Here is a 25,805-nt window from a genome sequence, read left to right on the forward strand (position 1 = left end):
TCATGTGCACATGCGGGTGGTGGGTCATGGCCGAGCCCCAGGTGTGCAGCACGGACGTGATGCCGATCCTGGCGCCGAGGTGCTTCGGATCTGCGGCGATCGTCAGCATGGTCTCGGCCGAGGCCTTGAACAGCAGATCGTAGACGATGGCCCTGTTGTGATAGGCGATGTCGGCGATCCGAGCCGGCACCGTGAACACAATGTGATAATACGGCACCGGCAGCAGTTCGGCCTCGCGGTCGGCGAGCCACTGCTTCGCCGCGGCGCCCTGGCACTTCGGACAGTGCCGGTTGCGGCAGGAATTGTAGGCGATGGTGGTAAAGGCACAGTCCTCGCAGCGCGCGACATGGCCGCCGAGGGCTGCCGTGCGGCAGCTCTCGATCGCCGACATCAACTTCAACTGGTCGAGGCTGACATGGCCGGCATGGGCGTGACGCCATGCCGGGCCATGGCTGCGGAAGATATCCGCAACCTCCAGAGCCGGGCGCGACACAGGTGCCCGGCGTCAGCCGGGCGGCCGCGCCTCCTTGAGCTTGAGAGCGATGTGCTCCAACGGGCTCATGACCTCGCTGATGGTCTTGGTAGCGACGCGGGTGTAGAGCGCGGTGGTGTCGAGCTTGGCGTGGCCGAGGAGCACCTGAATGACGCGCACGTCGACGTTCTGCTCCAGAAGGTGAGTAGCGAAGCTGTGGCGCAATGTGTGCAGCGACACGCGCTTGTTGATCTCCGCCATCTGCGCGGCGGCATGACAGGCACGATTGAGCTGGCGCGTGGTCATTGGCTGGGCCGGATCGCGGCCCGGGAACAGCCAGCCTAGCGGCCGAGCCATCTTCCACCAGGCCCGTAGCAGCGCGAGCAGGCTGGGCGACAGCATGACATTGCGGTCCTTGCCGCCCTTGCCCTGCTCGACGCGGATGATCATCCGCTTGCTGTCGATATCGGAGACCTTGAGCGAGACGACCTCGTTGGCACGCAGCCCGGCACCGTAGGCCACGCTGAGAGCCGCCTTGTACTTCAGCCCCGGCGCGGCATCGAGCAGCCGCGCTACCTCCTCCACGCTCAGCACCACCGGCAGCTTGCGCGGCTCGTGAATGAACTGGGTGTGCTCGACGATATCGTGGCGCTTCAAGGTGACTTTGAAAAAGAACCGCAACGTCGAGATGGCTTGGTTGATGGTCGGCACGCCAGCGCCGCCCGTCGCCAGATGCAGCTGATAACGACGCACGTCCTCGAAGGTCGCCAGATCGGGCGATTGCCCGAGAAACAAAGCGAAATGCTTGACCCGTTGAATGTAGTCATGTTGGGTCTTGGCTGCGAACTTGCGGATCGTCATGTCTTCGATCATGCGCCGGCGTAGCGGGCTTACTGCCTCGTCGGTCATGGGGATGCTCCTGTCTTGGGTGAGATTGTTGCAACACCTCAATCTCAAGACAGGACGCCCCGTTGCGCTATCGTCTTAGCCGTGCCGCCAGCCGCGGAAAGCTACCGCGCGAGCGGTTTAGTCCTTTGGCCCATCACTACCGTATCCCACGGCCGAGGATATGTCGGCCGTCAGGCGTAGACCGGACCTAACTTAAACCGGGCCAAAACGGCGCGATTGAACCAAGCGGACGTTCAGTTGTGCTGGGACCCAGCTGCATCGATTGCGCCCCTGAGAGCATTGCCCACGTCTATGATCAGACGGTTCTCGGCCTCGAATTTGTCTTCGGCCTGAGCGACGAAGTAGACCTCGGGCAAAACAACAGTCAGCGCACGTGAGATGGCCGCTTTTGCTAACGTTTCTTCCTCACTCTGCGGGTCCGTGATGAAAGCCATCTTCTTCATGGTTTCCCCAAATACCCGGAGAGTAGCCCTCCAAGGCCGCAATCGCTTCCTGTATCTGATCGTCGCTGTAGAATGTGCCCATAATGATCAGCTCGACCTTTCACTGCTCGATCCGGAGCGGACTTTAGAAAATTTTCAGGGAGTGGCTCTCGCCTTCATCAAGACAAACAGGTGAGAACCGGCGGCGATCAACGAGAAAATGACTATTCCCAATTCAGCACCGTGCACATGCTGCGGCGTATAGGTTGAAGCCGCCCAAATGAAGAGCCGAACGGCCGCCATGAAGGCGATCATCCCCCACATTGCAAGCCATTTTGGGGCGTACCAAGTCGGCTCGCCGTTGGGACCCCATTGCATGGCGACACGCTCGCTTGCGATACGCGGGCCAAGATACAGGTTTAAGCTGACGACAAACGCGATAGCGAAGCCAAAGACGTAGTCTGCTGGTACCATGCTTTGCGCCTTCCAATGCCAGTCGAGATTATCGAGACAGAGATTGACCGGGTACCATGACGGCTTCTGGCCCACGCGCCAATATTCCCTTTGCGCCGCTCTTCGGGGCTAGGCAGACATTGTGGTGCAAGGTCTAGTGAACGCACTGTCGGACCCAGTAGCCACCGCTCACCCGTATCCACTGGCACGGGCTGGGTGGGGGCTCTTTGATGATCGGCCATCCGTGAATGTCGATGTTCGTTGGCGCAGAGATGCCCCGCCAAAAGACAGCATTCGCTTCGGAGGAATGGAGAACCCAAGCTCCAGCGAAACAGGGAACGGCTATGCAGCACAATAGGAAACGGCTCATTTGTTCTGATCCTGGTGAGACGTTGAACCCTTGCCGATGCTACGCGAGCGGCCGGGTTTTATCCACATCCACGGCGAGCAGTATGCCCTCCGAGGGCGTAGCCAACGTAGAAGTATGGGCGGTTGGCGCTACGTTGCGTTGCGAAGCGCGCGTTTTGTGAGATCAGGCACCTCGCTCCGAATTCGGGTCACTCGAAACAGTTCGTTAGCTTTCATGTGGCTAAGTTGAAAGCGTGCCGATTACCGCCGATGCGGCACATTGGAATGGGAATACCGGCCCCGGCTGTTAGCCCCATCCTGCGGCTGGGGCCGTTTTGAACTTTCGCACCACCGTTCAACTCGGTTCACAACACTGTTTAGAGGCATTGCTATCGCGTTATTTGGGAGGGGCATCCTTTCGCAGCTTGATCACGCGCTTTTCTACGGCCGCAACACTGACGCAGCGCTGAGGCTGATACGGGACATTGGCCGAGGCTTTGGGCTAGGATAGCCGGGCGCACCTGGCCAAAGCGATCTGCCCTGACGCCCGTCAGAATGGGCCGAAGAGGCGGAAAATTTAATCCGACTGGAAATGCCGCCAGCCTTTCTCACCAGCGCCGACGAAGTGACCGAATAAGGCTCTGTCATTTGGCTTCTGGCCCTTAGCTTCTGAAACGCGATTTGAAGCGGCAACGAAAGCCGAATCGCGCTTTAGAAATTAAAATTAGTTCTGCGTCATAATCATAATGACTCCGACGCAAAAATAGAAAATAGGGTGGAAAAAACAAAAAGGTTGGGAGGACTAGGTGGATACTGTGAGTCGCCTGCGCGCGATGGCATCGCTGTGCCGTCAGACTGCCGCGCATCACCCCGATAGAAGTTGGAAACTGCTCGCCGAAGCTGAGTATTGGGATCATTTGGCCAACGATGCACTGCGCGATCACTCGTGCACATCTGCCTTCACGCTCCCAGTAATCGGAGATGATGCGAACACCAAGCAATCGGCGCCCGGTATGGCGGCATGAGTGTTTTCGGTTACTTTCTGTTCTGGCCGGAGGGACTCTCAAACCTCATCGCGAGTACGAGCAACTCAGCGGTTTGAATCGCACGTGCACTACGAAAAGCTGAACTTTTTTTTGGCGGGGGTTGTATGGATAGCGTAGAGCGGTGCTTCGCCGCAGTGACGGCAATCGGTTTCTTTGTGACCGTCGTCGGGATGATATTGTTGCAAACGATCTGAGTTCTGCATTTTTCGTGAATTCCAACCTCGCGCAGGCAGCCCTGGAGGGCGCCGCAGCGATGCGCGGGCTGTCTTAGCGATTCCCGAGATAGGCGAAGGAAACGTGTCGCCCTTGACGGGAGCGAACCCTGGCTCGATGAGAGCGAACGAGTGTGCAGATAGCCTAAGCCGAACAACGCGCACTCACCGGAAGCATGCCCCGGATCGTTCTTTAACTGGGTAGAAACCATATAAAATGATCCAAAAATTTTAGCGAAACTACTTGGTAGCCTCTGCGTCGGTTTGTCGGAGGACAGAACTCATGACAGAGCGCCACCTCAAAGAACAAGAAATCAAGATCGCGCGCTACCGACTACTGGAGCAAGAGGTCACCGATCCGTTTGCAGCGTGTCTGCTTCACGCCGTGGTCGCAGAACTAGAAGCTGACTTGCAAAAGGAACGGGACATAGAAGAGAGCAATTGTCGTATTGGCACGCCCTCGTAGGCTCTGGCGGCAATTGGTGATCCGCGACGATCCGACCGGCGAGCTAGGGCCGGGGCAATACCGCCCAGCAACCTTATATCCTGCATCAACGGCAGCGACCGACCGCTCCGGCACGTTGATGCCTCAATTGCCGCTGCAACGCCTTCGTCTCGTCCCACGGCGCGGGCATCCACTGGCCCGCCACTTAGTCGCGGTGATAACTGATGCCCTTAATGCACACGCGCTCCCACGATGAGCCTAAGAGGCAGTCTCGTCGGCCTGTTCCGGCTCATCAGTTGGAGTCCCAGTAAACTCCTCAAGTTTTATGAGCCGTCGGGTAATGAGTCGTTCTACGCGCGTATCCACAATTGTGTACTCATAGGGGGGTTGTCCACCTTGGTCGCCCTCAGGTGCGCGAGTTCCTGTGCGCTTCACCAGACCGGCATCTTCCCAGTTCTTGATTTTTGTTCGTGCGCTTTGCGAGTTAACGCGGAATGCAGATTGGACGTCCTTATTTATGAATACGATGTCTTGCAAGCGGTAGATCTGACCAAGGGTTTTCTCGGGATACACTGCGCTGATGCGCTCCTTGACATACTTGTCCAGCCCTTCCTCAATCGACTGCTGGGTGAGGAGACCTCCGGCAGGATTGGAGGCATTACGCATGTCGTGCTCCACGACTATGGTATCCATGACCCGCACCAATTCGCGCGGAGATCGCATTGAAATTGAGATAATTGAGCGCGTGGCCTCTGCCACATCGATCTCAGGCTGAAATAGGTCGGCAAACCGTAGCTTTCCGTTGGAGAAGTACTTAATTCTTGAGTCGAGCATCTCCGCGAAGAATTTGTCGTCCCACTCGATCGTTGCATGTGGAATTTTGTCTAGGCGCACGAAGAATTTCTCAGACTCGAAATATGGCTTGATCTGGGTCCAAAGAAAAAAGAGCCAAGAGAAGTTCTCAACTTCTAGGAGTTGAACGTGTGCCAAGATCGGGTGAACTAGCCTGGAGCTTGCATCGGCCGAATTTTGCGTAACATCAGTCTCGTCGACTTTATCCACGAGGATAGCGATTCCGCTGAACGGAAAGATTTTTACGAAATCGACGAGCTTTTGGAGAATCGTACGCGACGTAGCGCCTCCCGTCCCCGCAAGCGACTTCAACAACTTCTCGACTGGTGCCTGAACCTCAACTCCCGCTTGTTTTTTCGTGAAGGCGTCGATGACTGCGGCAACAATGCCGGATAAGGAATCCCACCTTTGAGAGGCCCATAGGACGCTCTTCGTTTTCCACGCACGGTTTAGTAGCCTTAATGCGTCGCTCATCGTGCGCTGCCGATCCATCTCTGGTCGCGACAGATAGAACGCCTTCAGCAACGCGATTATTAGATTGACTTCGTCCTCGTTGAGCGCCTCGGTATATTCCGCTCTCTCCTGGTCCGTCAGCGACGCAAGCCAAGACAAAACTTGTTCGATGACTAGATAAGCGATCTCACCTATTAGTTCATCCTCAGGGACGGCTCCCTTCCGCAGTGATGGAAGCGCCGCTGTGAAGTCGACGAAGTTGACCACTAAAGGCCGAACCTCGGTCTCTTTTTTTGCCCAGATTTCATTAAAGAGGGTCAGTCGGGTTGCACTCTTTCCGGCGCCCCTATCCCCGAACAGAATAAATGGGGTTCGCGCTAAGGCTCTGGCTACGATGGCTTGCAGATACGGGGGGCGAACAGCGTACTCCGCAATATGCGGTTCCGTCTCTGCTGTGTAGTGCTCAAAAGGATTGCTCTTAAGGCCTAGCTTCTCGACCATTGTCGGCATTGGATTGCCCCTTTGTAGTCTTGGGCAACCTCAAGTCTCGCTTGCCGAGCGCAGTTAACCGCACGAGATCGCCATTGATCTCTATGTAGCCAGTCCGAAGGCGCCGGTCGATTAGTTCAATGTCTGATTGTGGATAGCTGTCGCGGTATAAAAATACCCAATCGTCCTGGCCGCGCCATATCTGGGACGCGAGCCAGCGCCAACGTGTCTTCCCTTGCGAGTTGAACCTGCTCATGCGCGTCTTCTTTCGCCCGACATGTCTCGTGCACATATGCGGAATATTAGAGCATCAATAATGGCTCGGGCTAAGCTAAATCGAGTCGTACGGTGAATGTTGATGCCCCGGCGCGGCCCGGCGACTTGAGCAAGGCTACTTAGGCCACAGACACCATAAACTCGGCGGAAAGCGGTCGGGGGGAACGTAGGTAGCGCTCCAGCGCTACCGCCTTTCCCCACACCAACCAAACCTACGATATCCCATCCAATCCTTCGCCTGAGGCAATTGTGGCGCGTCAACCGGGCTCATCCCGCGAGCTGTTGGGGAAACCGCACGCTCCGTGCGACACTGTGCATGTGGATCGAGCAGCTGATTAAGAGACAGTCACAATCAATGACTTACCCGCCGCACCGCTAGTCTTAACCGACCCCAAATGGGCATTCGTCGTACGAACTCCTCGACTACCAGCTTTCTCCGAACGGTCGCAATTCAACGTTGAATGACCAAGCGCTGCGGTCCTGGTGGCGACGTGCCAAATCTCGCTCGCGATTGCCTGCGGCTTGATAAAGAAATCGTCCGGCCGCTCGGGCCACCGCTTTCGCGTCCATTCGAGGTCGATCACGGCATCGATCACGACATAGGCGACGTGGATTCCCTGAGGACCGAGATCCCGGGCCATGGACTCCGCCAGGATCCGCTGAGCTGCCTTGGTCGGCGCGAAGCCGGCAAAGCCTGCTTTGCCGCGCAGTGCCGAGGTATTGCCGGTCGCGATGATGGCGCCCGCACCGGCCGCGATCATCGCCGGGGTCAATCGTCGAGCCAGGTACAACAGCCCCATCGTGTTGACCTGAAAATTGCGGTTGAGGATCGCCGGATCGATCTCCCGAAAGGTGCCGAACGCACCTCCGACGGCGTTGTGGATGACGACCGTGGGATGGCCGAGATCGCGCTCCACAGCGGATGCCACCGCATCCACCTGCGCGGGGTCCGACACGTCGCAACGAAATCCCTTCGCGCCCGGCAATTGTGCTTCGAGCGCAGCGAGGCGCTCCTCATTGCGCGCGAGCAACGCCACGCGATAGCCGCCTTCAGCGAACTTCCTGGCAAGGGCTGAGCCCGTACCGGGGCCAACACCCGAGATCAGGCAAACTGGCGCGGTCATGCGATCAGACCTCCTTGTTGCGGCCGGCGGCCTTCATGCCGCGGCCTCTACGCTGCAATCTTGGACAGCAGCTTATCGACATAGGGCGCGAGATCAGGACGAAAGTGCTCATGCGCGAGGAGCCGGTCGAAATGAGCAAGGGCCAGAGGATACTCGCTGCCGACACCAGCGTGCAGGATCTTGTCGAGACCCAGGCTGGTCAACTGATCAGCCCGCGCATACTCGTTCATGAACAGCGCAAGTTCAGCGGCAAAGCAGACGTCGGCCAGCGTGATCCCATTCCCGACCAGCGTATTTCGGCGTGGCGATAAGGCCTGCTCGATCCCCGACATATAAATCGCGAACGCCTCCTTCGCGCGGGCGTGGATGGTCGCGTCGACCGCACCAACTGACAGCGCGAGGAGATAGATCTGCGCATCCCTCGCAAAGACCAGGCTGACATCGAGAAAGCCGTCGATCCTCGAGGCTTCATAGGCGTCTCGCCCGTAGAGCTGGTGCGTGGCTGCGCCCAGGCGCGCCACTGCGCGCATGATGCTGTTGGACTCGAAGATCCCAACCTCTCCGCCAGGCCCGAAGGCAGCCGGCACATTGCCGAACGGCTGCGCCGCAAGAAAGGCATCGGTCTTGAAGAGCTGCGCCCCGGTGAGCCCGACCCGCCCCGTGCGTGCGAGGGGTGACAGCGATTGGCGTTCATCCTCGGCTAAAGGACGGGCATCGTAGTCCCACAGCCAGTCTTTCAGTTCCTTCGGAAGCGCGCCCCTGACCTCGATATCCAAGCCGCAGAAACGTGCAGCAATAGTTGCCTTCCAGACACGCGGGTTCGGCAAATATGAGAAGATGCGCAAATCGGCCATCGTGATTTCTCCTGATGAACTTCGCCCCCGCAATAAACGTCAGAGCAGATCCACTACTCGGATCTTGCATCGAGAATGTCGCCGAATTGCTCCCAGCGTGAGCCGTTCCAGCGCTGGAGCTGAAGTTGCGTCCAGATCATGTTGTTGCTCTCGCTGGTATTGATTCTGACGCCGGGCAGCGCGGTCGGCAGATCAAGGTTCTTCAGCGACTTTGCCTGCTTGATGATGTTCTCGCGCGACAGATCGTCGCCGCATTGCTTGAGGATCTGCTCGAGCACCATGCCCTGCTGGTACCCGGTCAGGTAGCTCGTGTTGGTGATGTCGGAGCCGGCAAGATACCGCTCGAAGAAGGCGCGATAAGCCTTGACCGCCTCATCGTCCGTCCATTTCTGGTCGTTCGGATCCTTGTTCGGCGTCCCGACAATGACGCCGATCGAATTCTCGAGGCCCGCAGGCCTCAGCGTGCCCGCGACAGACGACGACGGGAAGTTGATCACGATCGTTGCTTTCCACCCGGTCTCGGCCGCGCGGCGGATGGCCTGCGCCGCAAATTTCGGCGTCCCGGCCACGAACAGCGCCTGCGCGCCGGAGCTCTTGAGCGCAACCACCTGCGAGTCGACCGTCGGTTCGGTGACCTCGTAGCTCGCGGTGACGACCCGCTTGTCGAAATCCGCGCCAAGCACCGACTTGAACGCGTTGACGTAATCGCGACCGAGATCATCGTTCTGGTAGAGGATTGCGTATTTCGCCGCGGGGAGCGCCCGCATCAGATATTTTGCGTAGATCTTGCCTTCGGTGTCGTAGCTGACGAGACCCGTGGTCGTCAGCGGGTACTCCCTGACGTTGGTGAACTTGCTCGCACCGGTGACGATCGCGATAGCTGGCACGCGCTTCGCGGCGAGATATTTGGCGACCGCCGAGTTGCCCGCCGTGCCGAGCTGGCTGAACATGAACGCGACCTCGTCGCTTTCCACTAGCCTTCGCGCGTGCTCGAACGCCTTGGGCGGGCTATACGCGTCATCCATCATGACATAGTCGATCTTGCGGCCGTTGATGCCGCCGCGATCGTTGATCGATTGTACATAGGCCAGCACGCCCTGCCCGGTCTGACCGATCGAGGACGCCGGTCCGCTCAACGGAAATATGCCGCCGATCTTGATCTTCGTCGACGTGACGCCTGGCGTGTCACCTGCCCAGCAGGGCGTAGATGTTGCAATCACCAGTGCGCAAGCCAGTCTCATGCCCCAGGACATCGCAGATTCCCTCTCTTGTTGTTTATGCATGCCCTGCCGGCGGCGAGGCGTGATAGACTTCCGGCGGCCGCGTCAGGCGGCCAGCTTGAGTATCTTGACGATGTCACCGGGCTCACGGATCGGCTGCGGATTGGCCCGCGTGAAGATCGACAGCATGGCGTTCTTGCCGATCAGCTCGAAGCGGTCCTCGGCCACGCCGACGTCGGNCCGCCGCGGCAGGCCGAGCTCCGCGATGAAGGCCGCGAAGGCTTCGCCGGCATCGCGGCCGGGCGCGCCGAGCGCGGCGGCGACCGACTTCTGAGCCACTTGCGTGGCCGGCAGATTGTAGTGCAGCACGCTCGGCATCATCACGGCCGTGCAGAAGTAATGCGGCACGTCACAGGTCCCGCCGAGGACATGGCCGATGGCATGGCTGGCGCCCATCGGAACGCGCGACTGCAGGCCGAAGGTGGACATCCAGGACCCCAGTTGGCAGCTCAGCCGCGCCGCCTCGTCGTTCGGATTGTCCTTGGTGCGACGGAGCCCGTCGGACAAATAGCGCAATCCCTGCTGGCACGCGGCATCGACGAGCACATTGGGACGGCTGGAGCAGATCGCCTCGATGCCGTGATCCATTGCGCGCGTGCCTGATCCGAGCCAGAGCTTCCCCGGCGTGTATCTGGTGATTGCCGGATCGAGGATGATGCTTCGCGGCATCATCATCGGATGATTGAAAATCTGCTTCAGCTTGCGGCTGGTGTCGGTGACCAGCGCGCCCGAATTGTATTCGCCGCCGGAGAGCGTGCTCGGGATGGCGATCATCCGCACTTTCGGGGTTCGGAATGGCCCGAAGCGGCGGTCCGGCGTGGTCTCGAACCCATCGAGCCCTTTTGGCTCGAAGATTTCGTGCTCCATGCACATCAGCACGATCTTTGCCGCATCGACCACCGAGCCGCCGCCGATCGCAACGACCAGGTCGGCCTCCGCATCCCTGGCCTGTCGGGCAATCTGCGTCACCACGTCCCGGGTCGTGTGCTGCGGCACCCCGTCAAAGGTCGCAGCATAGCGCGCGCCGAGCGCTGTCCGGATCTTCTCGATCTCGTCGGTCGTGGTGTTGAGCGTCCGGCTCGCGATCAGATAGACGCGCCTGGCGCCCAGTCGCTCGGCCTCCTCCCGCAGCGCCTCCGCCGCCGGCTTGCCGTAGATCACGGATTCCATGGTGGGATATTGATGGCTACCGACGACGGGCATGCTCTTCCTCCCCTATGTTTTCTTGCCGTAGCGCTGCGGCGTCTGCATCGTGACGCCGTCAGCCATCCCGGTCTTGACGCACTCGCATCCGCCGCATCTCAGGCGACCGCGCGTGCCCGCTGCGCTTCGACCGTTCCGTCGAGGAAGCCGGTCAAGCGCTGGCGGATGATCGCTTCCGCCTCCGCCATGATGCGATCGATCAGCTCCTTGACCGTCGGGATGTCGTGGATCAGCCCGACCACCATGCCGCAGCTCCACGCCCCGGCATCCATCTGGCCATCGACCATCACCTTCGGATAGACGCCGGCCACCTGGTCGATGATGTCGTCGATCTTCAGGCTTGCGCCCTTCTCGCGCTCGATCTCGAGCAACTCGTCGACGCCCTTGTTCCTGAGGACGCGCTCGGTGTTGCGCAGCGCGCGCATCACCAGAACGGTGTCAAGCTCGGTCGCCTTGACCAGCGCCTGCTTCACATTGTCGTGGACCGGGGCTTCCTTGGTGGCGATGAAGCGCGTGCCCATGTTCATGCCGGAAGCACCCATCGCGAGCGCACCGACAAGGCTGCGTCCATCTGCCATGCCGCCGGAGGCCACGAACGGGATCTTCAGCTCATCCGCCGCCCGCGGTAGCAGGATCATGTTCGGGATGTCGTCCTCGCCGGGATGACCGCCGCACTCGAAACCGTCGACGCTGACGGCGTCGCAGCCGATCTTTTCCGCTTTCAGCGAATGCCGCACCGAGGTGCATTTGTGGATCACCTTGATGCCCGCCGCCTTCAGTGCCGGCATGTAGGCCTCCGGGCTGCGGCCCGCAGTCTCGACCGCCTTTATGCCGCCTTCGCGGATCGCGGCGATATATTCCGGATAAGGCGGATCCGACAGCGTCGGCAGGAAGGTCAGGTTCACGCCGAACGGCTTGTCGGTCATGTCGCGGCAGCGCGCGATCTCCCTGGCGAGGAGCTCGGGCGTTTTCTGGGTGAGGCCCGTGATGATGCCGAGACCGCCGGCATTCGACACGGCCGCGGCCATCTCGGCGAAGCCGACATAGTGCATGCCGCCCTGGATGATCGGATGATGGATGCCGAACAGTTCGGTGATTGCTGTCTTCACGTGAAACTCCGTTTCCGGTCAGTGGACGATTTCAAACAGGCCCGCGGCACCCATGCCGCCGCCGACGCACATGGTCACCACGCCGTACTTGGCCTTGCGCCGCCGGCCTTCGAGCAGGATATGCCCCGTAAGCCGCGCTCCGGTCATGCCATAAGGATGACCGATCGCGATCGAGCCGCCGTTGACGTTGAGCTTGTTCGGATCGATGCCGAGCTTGTCGCGGCAATAGATCACCTGCACCGCGTAGGCCTCGTTGAGCTCCCACAGATCGATGTCATCGATCTTGAGGTTGTGACGCTTGAGGAGCCGCGGGATTGCAGCGACCGGCCCGACACCCATTTCGTCCGGCTCGACGCCAGCGGCGACGAAGCCGCGGAAGATGCCGAGCGGCGTCAAGCCCTTCTGCGCGGCCATTCTGTCGCTCATGATTACGCAAGCCGACGCACCATCCGAGAGCTGACTGGCATTGCCGGCGCTGATGGTCTTGCCCTCGAACACCGGCTTGATCTTGGCCAGGCCCTCAGCGGTGGTATCCGGCCGCGGACCTTCATCCCGGCTCAGCGTGACCTGCTGATAGCTGACCTGCTTGGTGTCCTTGTCGACAACCGCCATGTTGGTCGTGATCGGCACGATCTCGTCGTTGAAACGGCCGCCCTGCAGCGCCCCGCCGACCCGGCGCTGGCATTCGAGGCTGTACTCGTCCTGCTGGTCGCTCCCAATCTTGTAGCGCTCGGCGACCACTTCGGCGGTCTCGAGCATCGACATGTACATCTCCGGCTTCATCGCCATGAGATCCTGGTCGACGGCATGAAATTTGTTCATGTGATCGTTCTGCACCAGGCTGATCGACTCGATGCCGCCGCCGATTGCGATCTCGACGCCGTCGAGCATCACCGAGCGCGCGGCGACCGCGATCGCCTGCAAGCCGGAGGCGCATTGCCGGTCGATCGTCGTGCCGGCCACCGTCACGGGAAGACCGGCACGGATCGCTCCCTTGCGGGCGACGTTCATTACCATGGTGCCCTGCTGCATGGCGCAGCCCATCACCACATCTTCGACTTCGGCCGGCGCGATGCCTGCGCGCTTCACCGCCTCGGCCATCACGTGGCCGGCCAGCGTCGGACCATCGGTATTGTTGAGCGCGCCGCGATAGGCCTTGCCGACACCGGTACGCGCGGTGGATACGATTGCTGCTTCGGTCGTCATGTCTGCCTCTCTGCTAGGCGGCCGCATCGAGCTGCGCGTAGCGCAACAGGTGGAAGGCAGGATCGCCGAACTGGATGTTGATGGAGGAAATTTGCTTGAAATAATGCCCGATGTTCAATTCGTCGGTCATGCCCATGCCGCCGTGCAGCTGCACGGCCTGGTCGGCGATGAATCTGCCGGCATAGCCGATCTTGGACTTGGCACCAGACGCCAGCCGCGAGATGCCAGCCTCGCCTGCGTCGAGGCTGAGCGTGAGATGCTGCATCAATGAGAGCGCTTCCTGATGCGCGATGAACATGTCGACCATCCGATGCTGCAGCACCTGGAACGAGCCGATCGTCGTCCCGAACTGCTTGCGGGTCTTGGAATAGTCCAGCGTCGCCGCATTCAGCTCGGACATCGCACCGACCGCCTCGGCGCAGAGCGCGCCGATGGCACGGTCGCGGCAGGCTTCCACCGCGGCTATCCCCTCGCCTTCCTGACCCAGCAATTGGCCGGTGACGCCACGCAGGCTGATCTCCGCCGCGCGACGGCCATCAATGGTCTTGAAGCTCTGCAGATCGAGGTTGGCGGAGCGGCGATCGACCACGAACAGGCTGACGCCCCCGCGATCGCGCTGCTGGCCGGAGGTGCGCGCCGAAACGATCAGATAGTCAGCCCAGGGCGCGGCAATGACCGCGGCCTTCTGGCCGGTCAAAACATAGCCGTTGCCCCCGCGTCGCGCCGTGGTGGTGACATTGGTGAGATCGAAGCGCGAGCCCTTCTCCGTCCAGGCCAGCGCCCAGATCGTGTTGCCGGCGATGATGTCGGCGATGAAGCTTTGTTTCTGTTCGACGGAGCCTAACTGCTCGAGGAGACTGCCAGCGAGAACCACCGTCTCGACGAAAGGCTCGACCACAAGATGCCGGCCGAACTCCTGCATGATGATCATGGTCGAGAGCGGACCGCCGTCGAGCCCGTCGACCTCCTCGGAGAACGGCGCGCCCAGGAGGCCGAGTTCCGCGAAGGCCTGCCACCGCAGGCGGCTGTAGCCCTCCTCGCTCGCGACGATCTTGCGGCGCGCGTCGAAATCATACTGGTCGCGCAGCAGGCGCTGGACGCTGGATCGGAGTAGCTCTTGCTCTTCCGTGAATTGGATATCCATCCGGTTCCTCCGTGCTGCTGTTCGCTAGAGACCGAGCACGGCCTTGGCGATGATGTTGCGCTGGATCTCGTTGGATCCGCCGTAGATGGAGAGCTTGCGCGAGTTCAGATACTTCTCCGATGCGGTGTGAGCGTAATCCGGTCCCGGCATAAAGTGATTGGCGCTGACGGGATGCTCGCGGATAGCCAGCCCGTAGTTGCCGATTGCGCGATGCGTCAACTCGGTGATGTCCTGGAAGATCTCGGTGCCGCGGATCTTGAACAGCGAGGCCGCCGGCCCCGGATCGATGCCACGAGCCATTTGCGCTACGACGCGCAGCTCGGTTGCCTCCAGCGCCAGCACGTCGAGCTCGACGCGGGCGATGTCCCTGAGGAATTCGAGGTGGGCCGGATCGTCCTCCGGGATCTCCGCCTTGACGATCGCTTTCAACTTCGCGATGTAGCGCGTCGAGCGGCCGATGCCGGCCATGCTGGTACGCTCATTGCCGAGCAGGAATTTGGCGTAGGTCCAGCCCTTATTCTCCTCGCCGATCAGGTTTTCGACGGGCACACGGACATTTTCGAGGAAGACGTCGTTGACCTCGTGCGAACCGTCGATGGTGATGATCGGCCGCACGCTGACGCCCGGCGACTTCGTGTCGATCAGGAGAAACGAGATGCCGGATTGCGGCTTTGCGGCCGGATCGGTCCGCACCAGGCAGAAGATCCAGTCGGCGTGCTGCGCCAGCGTCGTCCAGGTCTTGTGACCGTTGACGACGTAATGATCGCCGTCGCGCACCGCCTTGGTGCGAACGGTGGCAAGGTCCGAGCCCGAGCCGGGCTCCGAATAGCCCTGGCACCACCAATCCTGGCCTGAGAGAATCCGCGGCAGAAACTTTTGCTTCTGCGCCTCATTGCCGAACGTATAGATGACGGGACCGACCATGGTGATGCTGAACGCCAAAGGCGGCATCGTGCCGGCGCGCGTGGTCTCCTGCTCGAAGATGAAGCGGCGGGTGATGTCCCAGCCTGGTCCGCCATATTCCTTGGGCCAGAGCGGCGCGATCCAGCCCTTCTTGTGGAGGATGCGATGCCACAGCAGCATCTGCTCCTTGGAGAGATCGGTCTCCGGATTGGGAACGCGCATTTCGGCCGGATAGTTGTCCTTAATGAAGGCGCGGACTTCGTCGCGAAACACCGCGTCTTCCGGGGATAGCGCGAGCTCCATCGGGGCGCTCCCTACCACTTCTCGCCGAAGGGACGGATCTCAAGCTCGAACGTCCAGGCGCTTTTGGGCTGCTGGTAGAGCTGCCAATAGGACGTCGCCACCGAGGCGGGTGGCATCAGCAGGTCCGGATTGTCCAATGCATTGGGGCCGAGCGCTTCGAGCCGGCGCTGCCGTACCCATTCGGTATCGACGCCGGAATCGATGATGAGATGCGCGACATGGATGTTCTTCGGCCCGAGTTCACGGGCCATCGCCTGCGCGACGGCCCGGAGGCCGAACTTCGCGCTGGCGAACGCGGCATAGCCGGAACCGCCACGCAAGGACGCGGTCGCGCCGGTGAAGAAGATGTTACCGCCCCCGCGCGCCAGCATCAGCCGCGCAGCCTCGCGGCCTGCAAGGAATCCGGAGTAGCAGGCCATCTCCCAGACTTTTCGGAACACCCGCTCGGTGGTCTCGAGGATCGGGAAGTTGACGTTGGCACCGATGTTGAAGATGCAGACCTCGAGCGGCGCGTGCTTGTCGGCGTCGTTCAGGAACGAGATGATCTCCTCCTCCTTGCGTGCATCGAGCGAGCGCGCATGAATCTCGCCGCCGGCGGCTTCGATGTCCTTGACCAACGGCGCGAGCTTGTCGCCATTGCGGCGACCGGCGAAGATCGTGAAGCCCTCGGAGGCGAATTTCTTGGCAATTTCGCCGCCGATAAAATCACCGGCGCCGATCACTGCAACCGTCCTGTTTCTCTTCTGCATGGGACTTCTCCAGCCTGGTGACTTGTTGAAGCGATCTCGCGCGAGTCAGTTGCGCAGCGATTCCGCCAGCTTGTGTTTCAGCAGCTTTCCGGTCGACGTGGCCGGCAGCGCGTCCATGAGGATGATCTCCGACGGCCGCTTGTAGGACGTGAGCTCGGGCGCGACATGCGCCATCAAATCCTGCGCGGTTGCCGAGGAGCCCTTGAGGAGCTGGACGAACGCCACGATCTCTTCATTGCCCGGGACCTGCCGTCCGACCACGGCGCACTGCACGACGTCGGGATGGGTGCTCAGCACCGCCTCGATCTCGGCCGGATAGACGTTGAAGCCGGACCGGATGATCATCTCCTTGGTGCGTCCGACGATGAACATCGCCTCGCCCTCGAAGCGCGCCAGGTCGCCCGTGTTGAACCACCCATCCGGGTCGATCGCCTTTGCCGTGAGGTCCGGCGCGCGGTAATAGCCGAGCATCACGTTCGGTCCACGGACATGCAGTTCACCGATATCGCCGTTGGTCACGATAGTGCCGTCTCGGGCCACGATTCGAGCCTCGATACCCGGCACGAGAGTGCCAACCGAATTGTCGTTGCGCGGCGCCTCCGCCCGAACGCCGGAAATGCCAGGCGAGCATTCGGTGATGCCGAAGGCGTTGCCGAGAGGAAGACCAAGCTCCTTCTCGACCCGCGCTTTGAGCTCCGAATCGAGCGGCGCACCAGCGACGCTCATCAGCCGCAGCGACCCACGCTCCAGCCTCTGCAGGCCCGCCGTCTGCTTGTATTCGAGCAGCCGCTGGTAGGTCGCAGGCACGCCGTTCAGGAGCGTGATGCCCTCCTCTGCGAGTGCCTTGGCAAGCGCGGCGGGATTGTATTTGGTGACCAGCCGGGTGACCGCACCGACCATGAGCGTCATCGTTAGAAGCGAGATGCCGACGATGTGCGAGATCGGCAGCACGCAATACTGCACGTCGTCTGCGGTCATGCTGCGCAAAGTTGCGGTGGTCCGGGCCGAGAACAGCAGGTTCCGGTGCGTGAGCATGACGCCCTTCGGCGCTCCGGTGGTTCCGGACGTGTAGATGAGCACCGCCACCTGGCCTGCGCCGTCGGCCTCGACCGGCTCGGCCTTGGTTTCCCGGTTCAGCCCGGACACGCCGATGCTGTTGAACGGTCCGACATCCCGCAGCGGAGCCTCATAACGCGTCGCGTGTGCGGCCGCCTCTTCCGAGACCTTTGCCGTGAAGAACATCCGCCGGGCGCCGCTGTGATCCCTGATCTGGTCGAGCTCGCGCGGCGACAGGCGCGGGTTGGCGACGATCGCCCAGGCATCGAGCCGGCTTGCGGCGAACAGGAGACAGGCCAGGGGGATCGAGTTCTCGCTGACGAGGATGACGCGATCCCCGGCCCGGATGTCGAGCGCGCGTAGCGCGTCCGCGGTGGCACCGAGCGCACGGTCGAGCTCAAGGTAGGTCAGTTTGGCGTTGTCATCGATCAGCGCTGTCCGATCAGGCGTGGTGGCAACATACGGGTCCATCACCTCATGGATGCGGCGCGGCAATACATCTAGAATCTCGTCTGCAGCCTGCTGCCAATTCACCAACGACACCTCCCGTTGCTGGGCCCTCTCCGGGCTCGATTTATCTGAAAGCTGATGCGCCATCAGGCGGTCTTGCGTTTCCCCGAGCTCAGTTGCATGAGGATTTCGTCCTCGACGTCGCGCAGGCTGTCCTTGCCAAAATAGATCTCATTACCGACGAAGAAGGTCGGGGAGCCAAAAGTGCCGCGGGCGACGGCGCTGCTGGTATTCTCGATCAGCTTCTTCTTGACATCATCCTGCTGGGCGCGCGCGATGATGCGATCGACGTCCAACCCTGAGGACAGGAACGCTTCGCGAAAGACCCGTGTGTCGTCCATCTTCTTGGGCTCGACCCACATGTGATGATAGGCCGCGCGGAAGTAGGACTCGAACATTCCCTCGAACTCGGCCGCGACCGCGCCGCGCATCAACGCGAGTGTGTTGACCGGGAAGAACGGGTTCATCCTGAACTTCGTGATATTGTGCCGGCGCAGGAAGCGCTCGGTCTCGCGCGCGTTGTATTCCGGCTTGTTCTTGATCCCGCGCAGCGACTCGGCGGGCGACATGTTTCCGGTCGCCTTGTAGACGCCGCCGAGCAGCACCGGCACGTAATCGAATTTCACCCCCGTACGCTGCTCGATGGCGGGCAGCGCGAGTTCGGCGAGGTAGGCGTTGGGGCTGCCGAAATCGAAGTGAAACTCGACCTTGAGCGGAGCTGCCATGGAACGCCCTTCCCTTCGATGGCGGCTACTGCCTGCCGCGCGATTGATCGTTGCGCGATTTCTAGGGTTCTATTTTAGAACTGTCAATATGATCTTCATCATATGATGGCGGCATTCCGGCGAATTTGACGACATCCTATTGAAATAGCGCAAGTTCTGATTTAGAATTTATGTTGATCGATGCCGGAGATGGACTGGAGACGTTGATGAAATGGGATGCCCTTGAGGAGGAGCCGTGCTCGCTGGCCCGTACCGTGGCAGTCATCGGTGACCGCTGGAGCCTGCTCATCCTGCGCGAATGTTTTCTCCGCATCCGCAGGTTCGACGAATTCCAGTCCTCGCTCGGCGTGACCCGGCACCTACTGGCCGACCGGCTGAAGAAGCTGGTGCGCTTCGGCGTGCTGCGGAAGATTCCCTATCAGGACGCGCCCAAGCGCTACGAATATATCCTGACGCAGAAAGGTCTCGACCTCTATCCGATCATCATGTCAATCGTGCATTGGGGCAATGTCCACATGGTCGACTCGCGCGGACGGCCACTGCTGCACGAGCACAAGAACTGCCACAAGATGTTTGATCCCGTCATGGTCTGCTCGGAGTGCGGCGAGCCGCTGACGGCGAAGGCGGTTCACGTCCATCCGGGCCCCGGCGCGCGGAAACCCACACGCACCGGCGCTGCCGCACGATAATCGCGAGTGCCATTCACCACTGACGCGGCCCAGCCGGTCGTTGACGATGCGCAATGGCAGGTGAGCTCGGCGGCGCCACCTCAACCAATCTGCTGGAGCGAACGGCGCATCACGATCCCATTACATCCCGATTGCTCCTGACCGCGGCCGGCGCCATGGACCGCAATGTCAGCTTGGATACACTATTCAGGCAGCAGCTGATGGACCTCGTGGCCAGGCGCCTGCTGGCAGCGCATGTCGGTGTTCCGACCACGTCCCAGCCGACTCTGGGCGGCCTCTCACCGATGGTGTTGCGCCGCGCAATCGAGCGCCTGCGTTCGGACAGCGACGCCGACGTATCGCTTGCGGCGCTCGCGTCTGATGCAGGTCTTTCGAGATTCCACTTCTGCCGCGCCTTCAAGGAAAGCACCGGGCTGTCCCCACATGCATGGCGTCGCCACCAACGGCTGGAGGAAGCCAAAAATATGCTGCGCGACACCGACGCGTCCGTGCTCTCGATCGCGGTCGCGCTGGGCTATTCTTCCCAAACCGCGTTCGGCGCCGCCTTCAGGAAGCTGACCGGGGAGACTCCGAGCACTTGGCGGCGCCATGCACGTTCATAGCAATGGCCCGAACTCTCTATGACCGAGAGCTCCAGTTGCAAGCGGCAGAGCGCTAGTGCCAGAGGCGATCGATGGGATCTTGATTTCGTGGGTGTGGAGAACCCGCCGCTCTGCGCAGCAAGATCGAATTTGTCGCCCGAGAAGCCGAGTGGCTTCCGCAGTTGGTTTGAACGTACAATGTAGTCAAGAGGACATATAGAATAGAGTCGGTCGCTTGTCCGGGAGGCGAGAATGCGTGCTGTACTTTGCTCGGCGTTCGATGGGATCAAATCGCTGACTCTTGGCGATGCGGCGGAGCCACAGCCTAGGCCTGACGAAGTCCTGATTGAGGTGCATGCGGCCTCGGTGAGCTACATGGACTATCTGATGGTCTCTGGTGGCTACCAAATGCGGCCGCCCCTTCCTTATGTGCCGGGAACGGACGCTGCCGGAGTGGTGGTCGCGGTGGGCAGCGAGGTCGATCGGTTTCGCCCAGGCGACCGCGTGACCTGCGAAAACTGGTATGGCGGCTTCGCAGAACGAATGACCGCGAAGGCCAGCCGAACAAGCCGGCTGCCCGACAACGTTGATTTTGGCGTGGGTTCGACCGTATTGCATATTTATCTAACGGCCTATTATACGCTAGTGGATCGCGCCCGCCTTGAATGGGGCGAGACTGTTTTGGTGACCGGTGCGGCCGGTGGCGTGGGTCTTGCCTGCGTTGAGCTGGCCCACATGCTCGGCGCCCGCGTCATCGGTGCCGTCGGCGCCGCCGCCAAGACAGCGATCGTCCGCGACTACGGCGCCGAAGCAGTCATCAACTATTCCAGCGAGGACGTGCGTGACCGGATCAAGGCGCTTACCGCAGGTGAAGGAATCGACGTCTGCGTGGACAATGTAGGTGGCGCCTTGTTCCAGACACTGGCTCGCCTCATACGATGGAACGGAAGGCTGTTGCCGATCGGCTTCGCTGGCGGAGAGGTGCCCTCTCTCCCGATGAATCTTCCCCTCCTGAAGAATTATTCCGTCGTCGGCGTGTTCACAGGCGCTTGGGCGGACCGCTTTCCAGATGAGAGCTCACGCGCCGCCGACAAGATCTTGCAATGGATCAGTGAAGGTAAGCTGCGCCCTCACGTCGATCGTGTGCTGCCCTTGGAGCGAGCGGCCGAGGCGATGAGCGCCATCGAAAGCCGATCGGTCGCAGGTAGAATTGTACTTCAGGTGAGATGATCCTATGACGATCGATGTTAACTTGAGGTCATCAGCGGCCCATTCGTGATCCGGGAAGGTGGATTGATATGCAGACGCTGACAATCCCTCGCCGCTTTCGTGGTCCGCCTAATTCCGGCAACGGCGGCTATGTGTGTGGGATGCTGGCGCGCCAGATCGCCGGTGCCGCGGAAGTAACGCTACGCGCTCCGCCTCCCTTGGAGACAGAGCTGGATATTGTGGAGCTCGAGACAGGCGCGTGGGAGCTGCACCAAGGCACGGCGGCAATAGCAAGCGGCCGGGCCGTGACGCTGGACGTCAGCCGCCTTGAGGGCGCGACCTACGCTGAGGCCCTTGACGCCGAAAGGCAAACTCCACTAAAGCCGCATGAGCATCTGTTACCTATGTGCTTCGTTTGCGGACCGGAGCGAGCGCCCGGCGACGGGTTACGGCTTTTCGCAGGGCCGCTGCGACGACAAGGCCGCAGCGGCGTGTTTGCTGTACCTTGGAGGCCTGACGCCTCTCTCGCCGCCGACGATGGGCTGGTTGCGCCTGAGTTCGTGTGGTCTGCGCTGGACTGTCCGACTGGCTATGTATCTCAGTTCGATTCCGAAACCGGGAGCTTCACGGTCTTGCCGATCTTGCTCGGCCGCCTTTCTGTGCGCATCGATCGCCGGCCGCGACCGGGTGAACGATGCGTGGTGACGTCCTGGAAGATTGGCAGCGAAGGCCGCCGTCTCATCGCCGAAGCTGCGCTCTTTGGTGAAGAGGAGAACCTGCTCGCAGTCGGCCGTGCCATCTGGATTGTCGTTGATCGGCAGGTTCAGCTCGGGATGAAATAGAGAGCCGCGGCTGCCGCAGGCTGGACCACGGCACGCGGCGACACATGCGGGCAATACCGATGTCAGCTTTGAGCCAAGAGCTGCCCCTCCCGCGAGGTCCCAGTTTGACCTAGCGGAGATTTGCCCAGCGACAAGCTCCCATAATCTGCTACTTTCCGGGCATGGCTTTGGCTCCCGCGGGGAGGCAACGGTCTCGCGCAAATGCCTGGCGCATTCGTCATCGGACGCGGTACGGCGTTTACCTACGGGAACAAGCAGATCGAGCCAAGGACGCTTGGGAAGGATCTCGGCATCCGATGGGCAGTAGAGGGCGCAGTGCGGCGCAATGGCAATCAAGTCCGCGTCAATGTGTCCCTCACAGATCTTCAGACCGGGCGAGACGTCTGGTCGGATCGTTTCGATGGCGACCGCGCAAGCCTCGCCACCTTGCAAGATCAGATCACCGCGCGCTTCGGCGCATTTCACGCCCAAAAGTACCCTTTGGCCCAGCCGCTGTAGAAGAGCCCAGCCCTGCGCAAGGTCAGGTTGGCCCACCGCTGATAACGGTCTGGTTGCAGGTTCGAGTCCAGCCAGGCCCGCCGAGGAAATCAGGGGCTTTACCCGAACGGATGTAGCCGATGTTACGGCTGCTAGACGAAGCGCCATATCCGAACTGACGACTGGGCTTTCGACCTTCCCGGGATGACATTCTGTCTGAAGTGTAGAACCCGTCCGATTGCGTGGAGCGATTGTGATGAGGGAGGCTACGATGGATTTTTCGCGGATGTCGGATGGGATCCGGCTGCATCACGCGCCTCATCGGCACGATGGGTACGCTGGTGACGATGAGGCGGGTCCGGCACCGAGCGCCCCGTTCCTGACCGCCGCGGTCGGCAGTCCCGACCCGTTTGCAAGTCAATTTGCTGGTCCTGCAGCGGCCCCCGCTAGCCCGAATACCCAGGACACGGGCGGCCACGCCGGTAACCACGCTGCGGCGAGCCTGGATGTTTCGTCCACCATGCCCGCCTCCAGCGCATCACATTCGGCGATGGGAATTGCTATAGCCGAGAGCGGAGCCAACACGGCCGGGAACGGCGGAGATGGCTACTTTTACGGAAGTATCATTCACGCGTCCCTGTTGATCTATGAACCGATCAACATCTCGGTGAGTTTGGGATACGGCTCGGTCGCCCTGGCCGACCAGTCCAACAATTTGAATGTCGATCAATCCGCCTTTCAAATGGCCGGCGTCGGCGGCCATGGCGGCAATGGCAACATTGCATTGGGAGGGAGCGTAGGCACGTCCTCAGGCTCCGGCGTGATCGCGAGCGGCGACATCGGCGCCGGAAATGGGGGCAGCGGTTATTTCTCGGGTGCATTGGTGGCCGCTCCCGTGGTGATCTACCATCCGATCAATATTGGCGTGGCGGGCTCGGGCGGCACTGCGCAGGCAAGCCAATCGAACACGGTCCACATCGATCAATCGGCCACTCAGATCGCGGGCATCGGCGGAAGCGGCGGAAATGCCAACGTGGCCGCCGGCGGCAGCGTCATGACGCTCGACCCCAGTTGGGGATCAAGCAACGGAGGGGGCGTCCCGGACGTTCACACCGGCGGAAGTCAGGCCGGCAATGGTGGTGACGGCGCATTCTACGGCGGCCTCGTCCATTCCTCCGTCGTGGTTTACGACCCGATCAACATCGCAGTCGCGGGCTATGGCTCCAACACTCATTCGGTCCAGACCAACGACGCCTACGTGGATCAATCCATCATTCAGATCGCCGGCATTGGCGGGCACGGCGGCAACGGCAACGCCGCGACGGGCGGCCATGCAAGCCTGCTTTCCCATGGCCTGTGGGGCGGCTCCGACACGATCGCGACCGGTTCGAACGGCGCAGGCAATGGCGGCAACGGATATTTTGCCGGCAGCCTGGTCGATGTCAGCGTCGCGATTTATGCACCCATCAATATCGCAATTGCAGGTCCCCATTCGACGGCCGTGGCCGATCAGGTCAACAACGTGCACATCGACCAGAGTGCGGTCCAGATCGCCGGTGTTGGCGGGGACGGCGGCCACGGCAATCTCGCGCTGGGTGGCGATCTTTCCGCACATCTTCTGTCGGATCTTCACCTGATGGGTTAGCGAAACATCACGCCGCTCGCACAGGTCCGATCGCGAACTGCGTCGATGCTCTGCGCATGCAAGCTCGCCCTGCGGGCCCTCCTGGATGCTTCGAGCTCCGATGGTGCGCGACGAATGTTATACTTTCGTACGTAGGTCGACCAAGCCGGATGGTGTCCGATTTGGCATCTATCGCCACCGCGCGTGGGCGGATCAGACTTGCCGCGCGCGTCCGCCTGATCGGGATGGATGATGCACGAAAGCCAACAGAGGGAGGCACACATGATGCCCAAAGCGATCCACATTTCGGACTCGATCGGATTCAAATCGATCAGCACCGGTGGTCAGAACGTCGGAAATGGCGGTGACGGCAGCTTCAAGGGCGCTATCATCAGCAAGCCGACGCTCAACTTCGATCCGACCAACAAGGCGGTCGGTGCCGACGTGCACGTGAACACCGGCGATCACGTCAAGCAGACGGCAGATTGGGACGCCGGCGGCGCCAAGGCGACGGCCTCGTGGTTTTCGAAGGCCCATGGCGGAGACGCCGAGTCGAACGGAAGCCAGAAGTCCTACAGCGGTTACGATACCTCCAAGGTATACGCCAATACGGATGCGACCCAGATCAACAAGGTCTCAGTGGACCAGCACCAGGAAGTCGTGGCCGGCATCGGCGGAAATGGCGGAGACGGCAACGCCGCGCTGGGCGGAGAAGTGAGCTTCCACCTCGATACGTTCTGACCACCGGCTCGTCCGACTGTGCAGGATCGGTGGCCACCGTCACCGGTCCTGAAGTTCGAGTTAATACCCCGCTGATACCGTTGGCAGATGGTGTTGGCCATCGGTGAACTACGCCGGACCTCGATTTCAGGCGGTGACGATCATGCTGATGCCGCCCATTCGGTTGCCTATCCTGCCGCAGATCGGGACGCCACTGCACGCGGCCCTCCGGTCCTGCGCGGGACCGCTCGGTCTCGTATTCGCATATAGCTGCAGCTACAACCTGCTTCTGTTTGCGCCCTCCATCTATCTTCTCCAGATCTACGACCGGGTGTTGTCGAGCCGGAGCGGCGACACCTTGCTCCTGCTCACACTCATTGTCGCGATCACGGTGGTCGTCGGCGGCGTACTCGATGCATTGCGGCGCGCCGTCCTTGGACGCCTTGGCGCCTGGCTCGACGATCGCCTTCGTCCTTGCGTGCTTTCGGCAGGCCTCGAATCGGCGCTCCGCAGCGATTGGACGCGAGCTTCTGGCGCGTATCGGGATCTCACCGTGCTGCGCCAGTTCGTCGAGTCCGGCGCATGTCCGATGCTGTTCGATGCGCTCTGGGCGCCCTTGTTCCTCCTTGTCCTGTTTCTGATCCATCCCCTGCTTGGCGTGGTGGGCGCCTGCTGCCTCGCCTTCCTGTTCGCGCTCACGGTTGCCGGAGAGCTGGTCACGGAAGACGTTCTGCTCAGATCCGGTGCCGCGCTGTCCAGAAGCTGCGGCCGCCTCCAGACTGCAGCGAGCAACATCCACATGATCCGTGCCATGGGAATGCTCGATAGCGCTGCGCGCATGATCCACCGTGACGCGCAGCACGCCCGCAGAGAGCACGATGTGGCACTCCGTCGAGGCGAGATCGTCTCACTGGCCACCAAGCCGGTTCGTGCGCTGTCGCAGGTCCTGATCATGGGGGCTGCCGCGTGGCTCGTCCTCGATCACGGGAAGAGTCCGGCAATCATCTTTGCTGCTACGCTGATGTTCAGCCGGGCGCTCGCGCCGACCGAAAGTGCGGTCGCAGGCTGGAAATCACTCGTGACGGCGGTGAGCGCCTGTCAGCGGCTCGGCGAACTTCTC

Annotated in this window: 23 protein-coding genes and 3 pseudogenes; 9 read left to right on the forward strand and 17 right to left on the reverse strand. The window is 61.1% G+C overall.

From position 1 onward, the window contains the following. The 4 genes from AOQ71_RS07285 to AOQ71_RS07300 form a co-directional block, all read right to left on the reverse strand. Window positions 1-493 (reverse strand): IS91 family transposase (locus AOQ71_RS07285; protein WP_162268295.1); only part of this gene is annotated, 493 nt, incomplete at its 3' end. 12 nt (window positions 494-505) lie between these two features. Beyond that, entirely contained in the window at window positions 506-1,381 is an 876-nt protein-coding gene (locus AOQ71_RS07290) for a tyrosine-type recombinase/integrase (RefSeq protein ID WP_205668180.1), read from the reverse strand. Window positions 1,382-1,614: 233 nt separating this feature from the next. Further along, complete coding sequence (locus AOQ71_RS07295) at window positions 1,615-1,824, reverse strand: hypothetical protein (RefSeq protein WP_245316773.1); 210 nt, start codon at window positions 1,822-1,824, stop codon at window positions 1,615-1,617. A gap of 135 nt (window positions 1,825-1,959) precedes the next feature. After that, window positions 1,960-2,352: a DUF1648 domain-containing protein gene (locus AOQ71_RS07300; protein WP_157083421.1), complete on the reverse strand. Its 393-nt coding sequence runs from the start codon at window positions 2,350-2,352 to the stop codon at window positions 1,960-1,962. A gap of 1,793 nt (window positions 2,353-4,145) precedes the next feature. Here AOQ71_RS07300 and AOQ71_RS07305 point away from each other — a divergent pair. Then, window positions 4,146-4,328, forward strand: a complete 183-nt coding sequence (locus AOQ71_RS07305; RefSeq protein ID WP_057743796.1) for a hypothetical protein — start codon at window positions 4,146-4,148, stop codon at window positions 4,326-4,328. A gap of 237 nt (window positions 4,329-4,565) precedes the next feature. On the opposite strand, the gene AOQ71_RS07310 is transcribed toward AOQ71_RS07305, so the two are convergent. The 13 genes and pseudogenes from AOQ71_RS07310 to AOQ71_RS07365 all read right to left on the reverse strand — a co-directional run bounded on the left by AOQ71_RS07310 (window position 4,566) and on the right by AOQ71_RS07365 (window position 18,543). Next, window positions 4,566-6,122: an anti-phage protein gene (locus tag AOQ71_RS07310; protein ID WP_063958204.1), complete on the reverse strand. Its 1,557-nt coding sequence runs from the start codon at window positions 6,120-6,122 to the stop codon at window positions 4,566-4,568. A 590-nt stretch (window positions 6,123-6,712) separates the two neighbouring features. After that, entirely contained in the window at window positions 6,713-7,501 is a 789-nt protein-coding gene (locus AOQ71_RS07315; protein WP_245316774.1) for an SDR family NAD(P)-dependent oxidoreductase, read from the reverse strand. Window positions 7,502-7,548: 47 nt separating this feature from the next. Continuing rightward, window positions 7,549-8,355, reverse strand: coding sequence for a glutathione S-transferase family protein (locus AOQ71_RS07320; RefSeq protein ID WP_057743802.1), 807 nt, complete (start codon window positions 8,353-8,355; stop codon window positions 7,549-7,551). Window positions 8,356-8,408: 53 nt separating this feature from the next. Further along, the gene (locus AOQ71_RS07325; RefSeq protein WP_057743805.1) at window positions 8,409-9,608 is read right to left on the reverse strand and encodes an ABC transporter substrate-binding protein; all 1,200 of its coding nucleotides are present in this window, start codon (window positions 9,606-9,608) and stop codon (window positions 8,409-8,411) included. Between the two features lie 72 nt (window positions 9,609-9,680). Continuing rightward, window positions 9,681-9,814, reverse strand: a pseudogene (locus AOQ71_RS50550) (iron-containing alcohol dehydrogenase); the annotation flags it as partial. A gap of 1 nt (window position 9,815) precedes the next feature. Next, window positions 9,816-10,838: pseudogene (locus AOQ71_RS07330) on the reverse strand (iron-containing alcohol dehydrogenase); the annotation flags it as partial. A gap of 98 nt (window positions 10,839-10,936) precedes the next feature. Beyond that, window positions 10,937-11,947 carry an NAD(P)H-dependent flavin oxidoreductase gene (locus AOQ71_RS07335; RefSeq protein ID WP_057743813.1) on the reverse strand — a complete coding sequence of 337 codons (1,011 nt, stop codon included), beginning with the start codon at window positions 11,945-11,947 and terminating at the stop codon, window positions 10,937-10,939. Between the two features lie 18 nt (window positions 11,948-11,965). Beyond that, on the reverse strand, window positions 11,966-13,153 hold the full coding sequence (locus tag AOQ71_RS07340; protein ID WP_057743816.1) for an acetyl-CoA C-acyltransferase: 1,188 nt from the start codon (window positions 13,151-13,153) through the stop codon (window positions 11,966-11,968). A 13-nt stretch (window positions 13,154-13,166) separates the two neighbouring features. Beyond that, complete coding sequence (locus AOQ71_RS07345) at window positions 13,167-14,297, reverse strand: acyl-CoA dehydrogenase family protein (RefSeq protein ID WP_057743819.1); 1,131 nt, start codon at window positions 14,295-14,297, stop codon at window positions 13,167-13,169. A 24-nt stretch (window positions 14,298-14,321) separates the two neighbouring features. Continuing rightward, window positions 14,322-15,503 carry an acyl-CoA dehydrogenase family protein gene (locus AOQ71_RS07350; protein WP_057743823.1) on the reverse strand — a complete coding sequence of 394 codons (1,182 nt, stop codon included), beginning with the start codon at window positions 15,501-15,503 and terminating at the stop codon, window positions 14,322-14,324. A gap of 11 nt (window positions 15,504-15,514) precedes the next feature. Further along, a complete protein-coding gene (locus AOQ71_RS07355) occupies window positions 15,515-16,252 on the reverse strand; it encodes an SDR family oxidoreductase (protein ID WP_057743828.1) in 738 nt (245 codons plus the stop codon). A gap of 45 nt (window positions 16,253-16,297) precedes the next feature. Beyond that, a complete protein-coding gene (locus AOQ71_RS07360) occupies window positions 16,298-17,842 on the reverse strand; it encodes a class I adenylate-forming enzyme family protein (RefSeq protein ID WP_347336686.1) in 1,545 nt (514 codons plus the stop codon). A 62-nt stretch (window positions 17,843-17,904) separates the two neighbouring features. Beyond that, window positions 17,905-18,543: a 2-hydroxychromene-2-carboxylate isomerase gene (locus tag AOQ71_RS07365; RefSeq protein ID WP_057743834.1), complete on the reverse strand. Its 639-nt coding sequence runs from the start codon at window positions 18,541-18,543 to the stop codon at window positions 17,905-17,907. A 206-nt stretch (window positions 18,544-18,749) separates the two neighbouring features. Here AOQ71_RS07365 and AOQ71_RS07370 point away from each other — a divergent pair, with 206 nt between their 5' ends. From AOQ71_RS07370 to AOQ71_RS47395, 8 genes and pseudogenes are all read left to right on the forward strand, one after another. Further along, window positions 18,750-19,232 (forward strand): winged helix-turn-helix transcriptional regulator, encoded by a 483-nt coding sequence (locus tag AOQ71_RS07370; RefSeq protein WP_057743885.1) that lies wholly within the window; start codon window positions 18,750-18,752, stop codon window positions 19,230-19,232. A gap of 80 nt (window positions 19,233-19,312) precedes the next feature. After that, window positions 19,313-19,834: pseudogene (locus tag AOQ71_RS07375) on the forward strand (helix-turn-helix transcriptional regulator); the annotation flags it as partial. Between the two features lie 231 nt (window positions 19,835-20,065). Next, window positions 20,066-21,043, forward strand: a complete 978-nt coding sequence (locus tag AOQ71_RS07380; protein WP_057743837.1) for an NADPH:quinone oxidoreductase family protein — start codon at window positions 20,066-20,068, stop codon at window positions 21,041-21,043. A 68-nt stretch (window positions 21,044-21,111) separates the two neighbouring features. After that, the gene (locus AOQ71_RS07385) at window positions 21,112-21,864 is read left to right on the forward strand and encodes a hotdog family protein (RefSeq protein WP_057743840.1); all 753 of its coding nucleotides are present in this window, start codon (window positions 21,112-21,114) and stop codon (window positions 21,862-21,864) included. 201 nt (window positions 21,865-22,065) lie between these two features. After that, window positions 22,066-22,362 (forward strand): hypothetical protein, encoded by a 297-nt coding sequence (locus AOQ71_RS07390; protein WP_057743843.1) that lies wholly within the window; start codon window positions 22,066-22,068, stop codon window positions 22,360-22,362. A gap of 250 nt (window positions 22,363-22,612) precedes the next feature. Beyond that, window positions 22,613-23,986, forward strand: a complete 1,374-nt coding sequence (locus AOQ71_RS07395) for a hypothetical protein (protein ID WP_245316775.1) — start codon at window positions 22,613-22,615, stop codon at window positions 23,984-23,986. 261 nt (window positions 23,987-24,247) lie between these two features. After that, complete coding sequence (locus AOQ71_RS07400) at window positions 24,248-24,706, forward strand: hypothetical protein (protein ID WP_057743887.1); 459 nt, start codon at window positions 24,248-24,250, stop codon at window positions 24,704-24,706. Window positions 24,707-24,848: 142 nt separating this feature from the next. Next, window positions 24,849-25,805: type I secretion system permease/ATPase (locus tag AOQ71_RS47395; protein WP_488226144.1), on the forward strand; the 957-nt coding region annotated here is incomplete at its 3' end.

The sequence above is a fragment of the Bradyrhizobium manausense genome (assembly GCF_001440035.1).
GTDB lineage: Bacteria > Pseudomonadota > Alphaproteobacteria > Rhizobiales > Xanthobacteraceae > Bradyrhizobium > Bradyrhizobium manausense.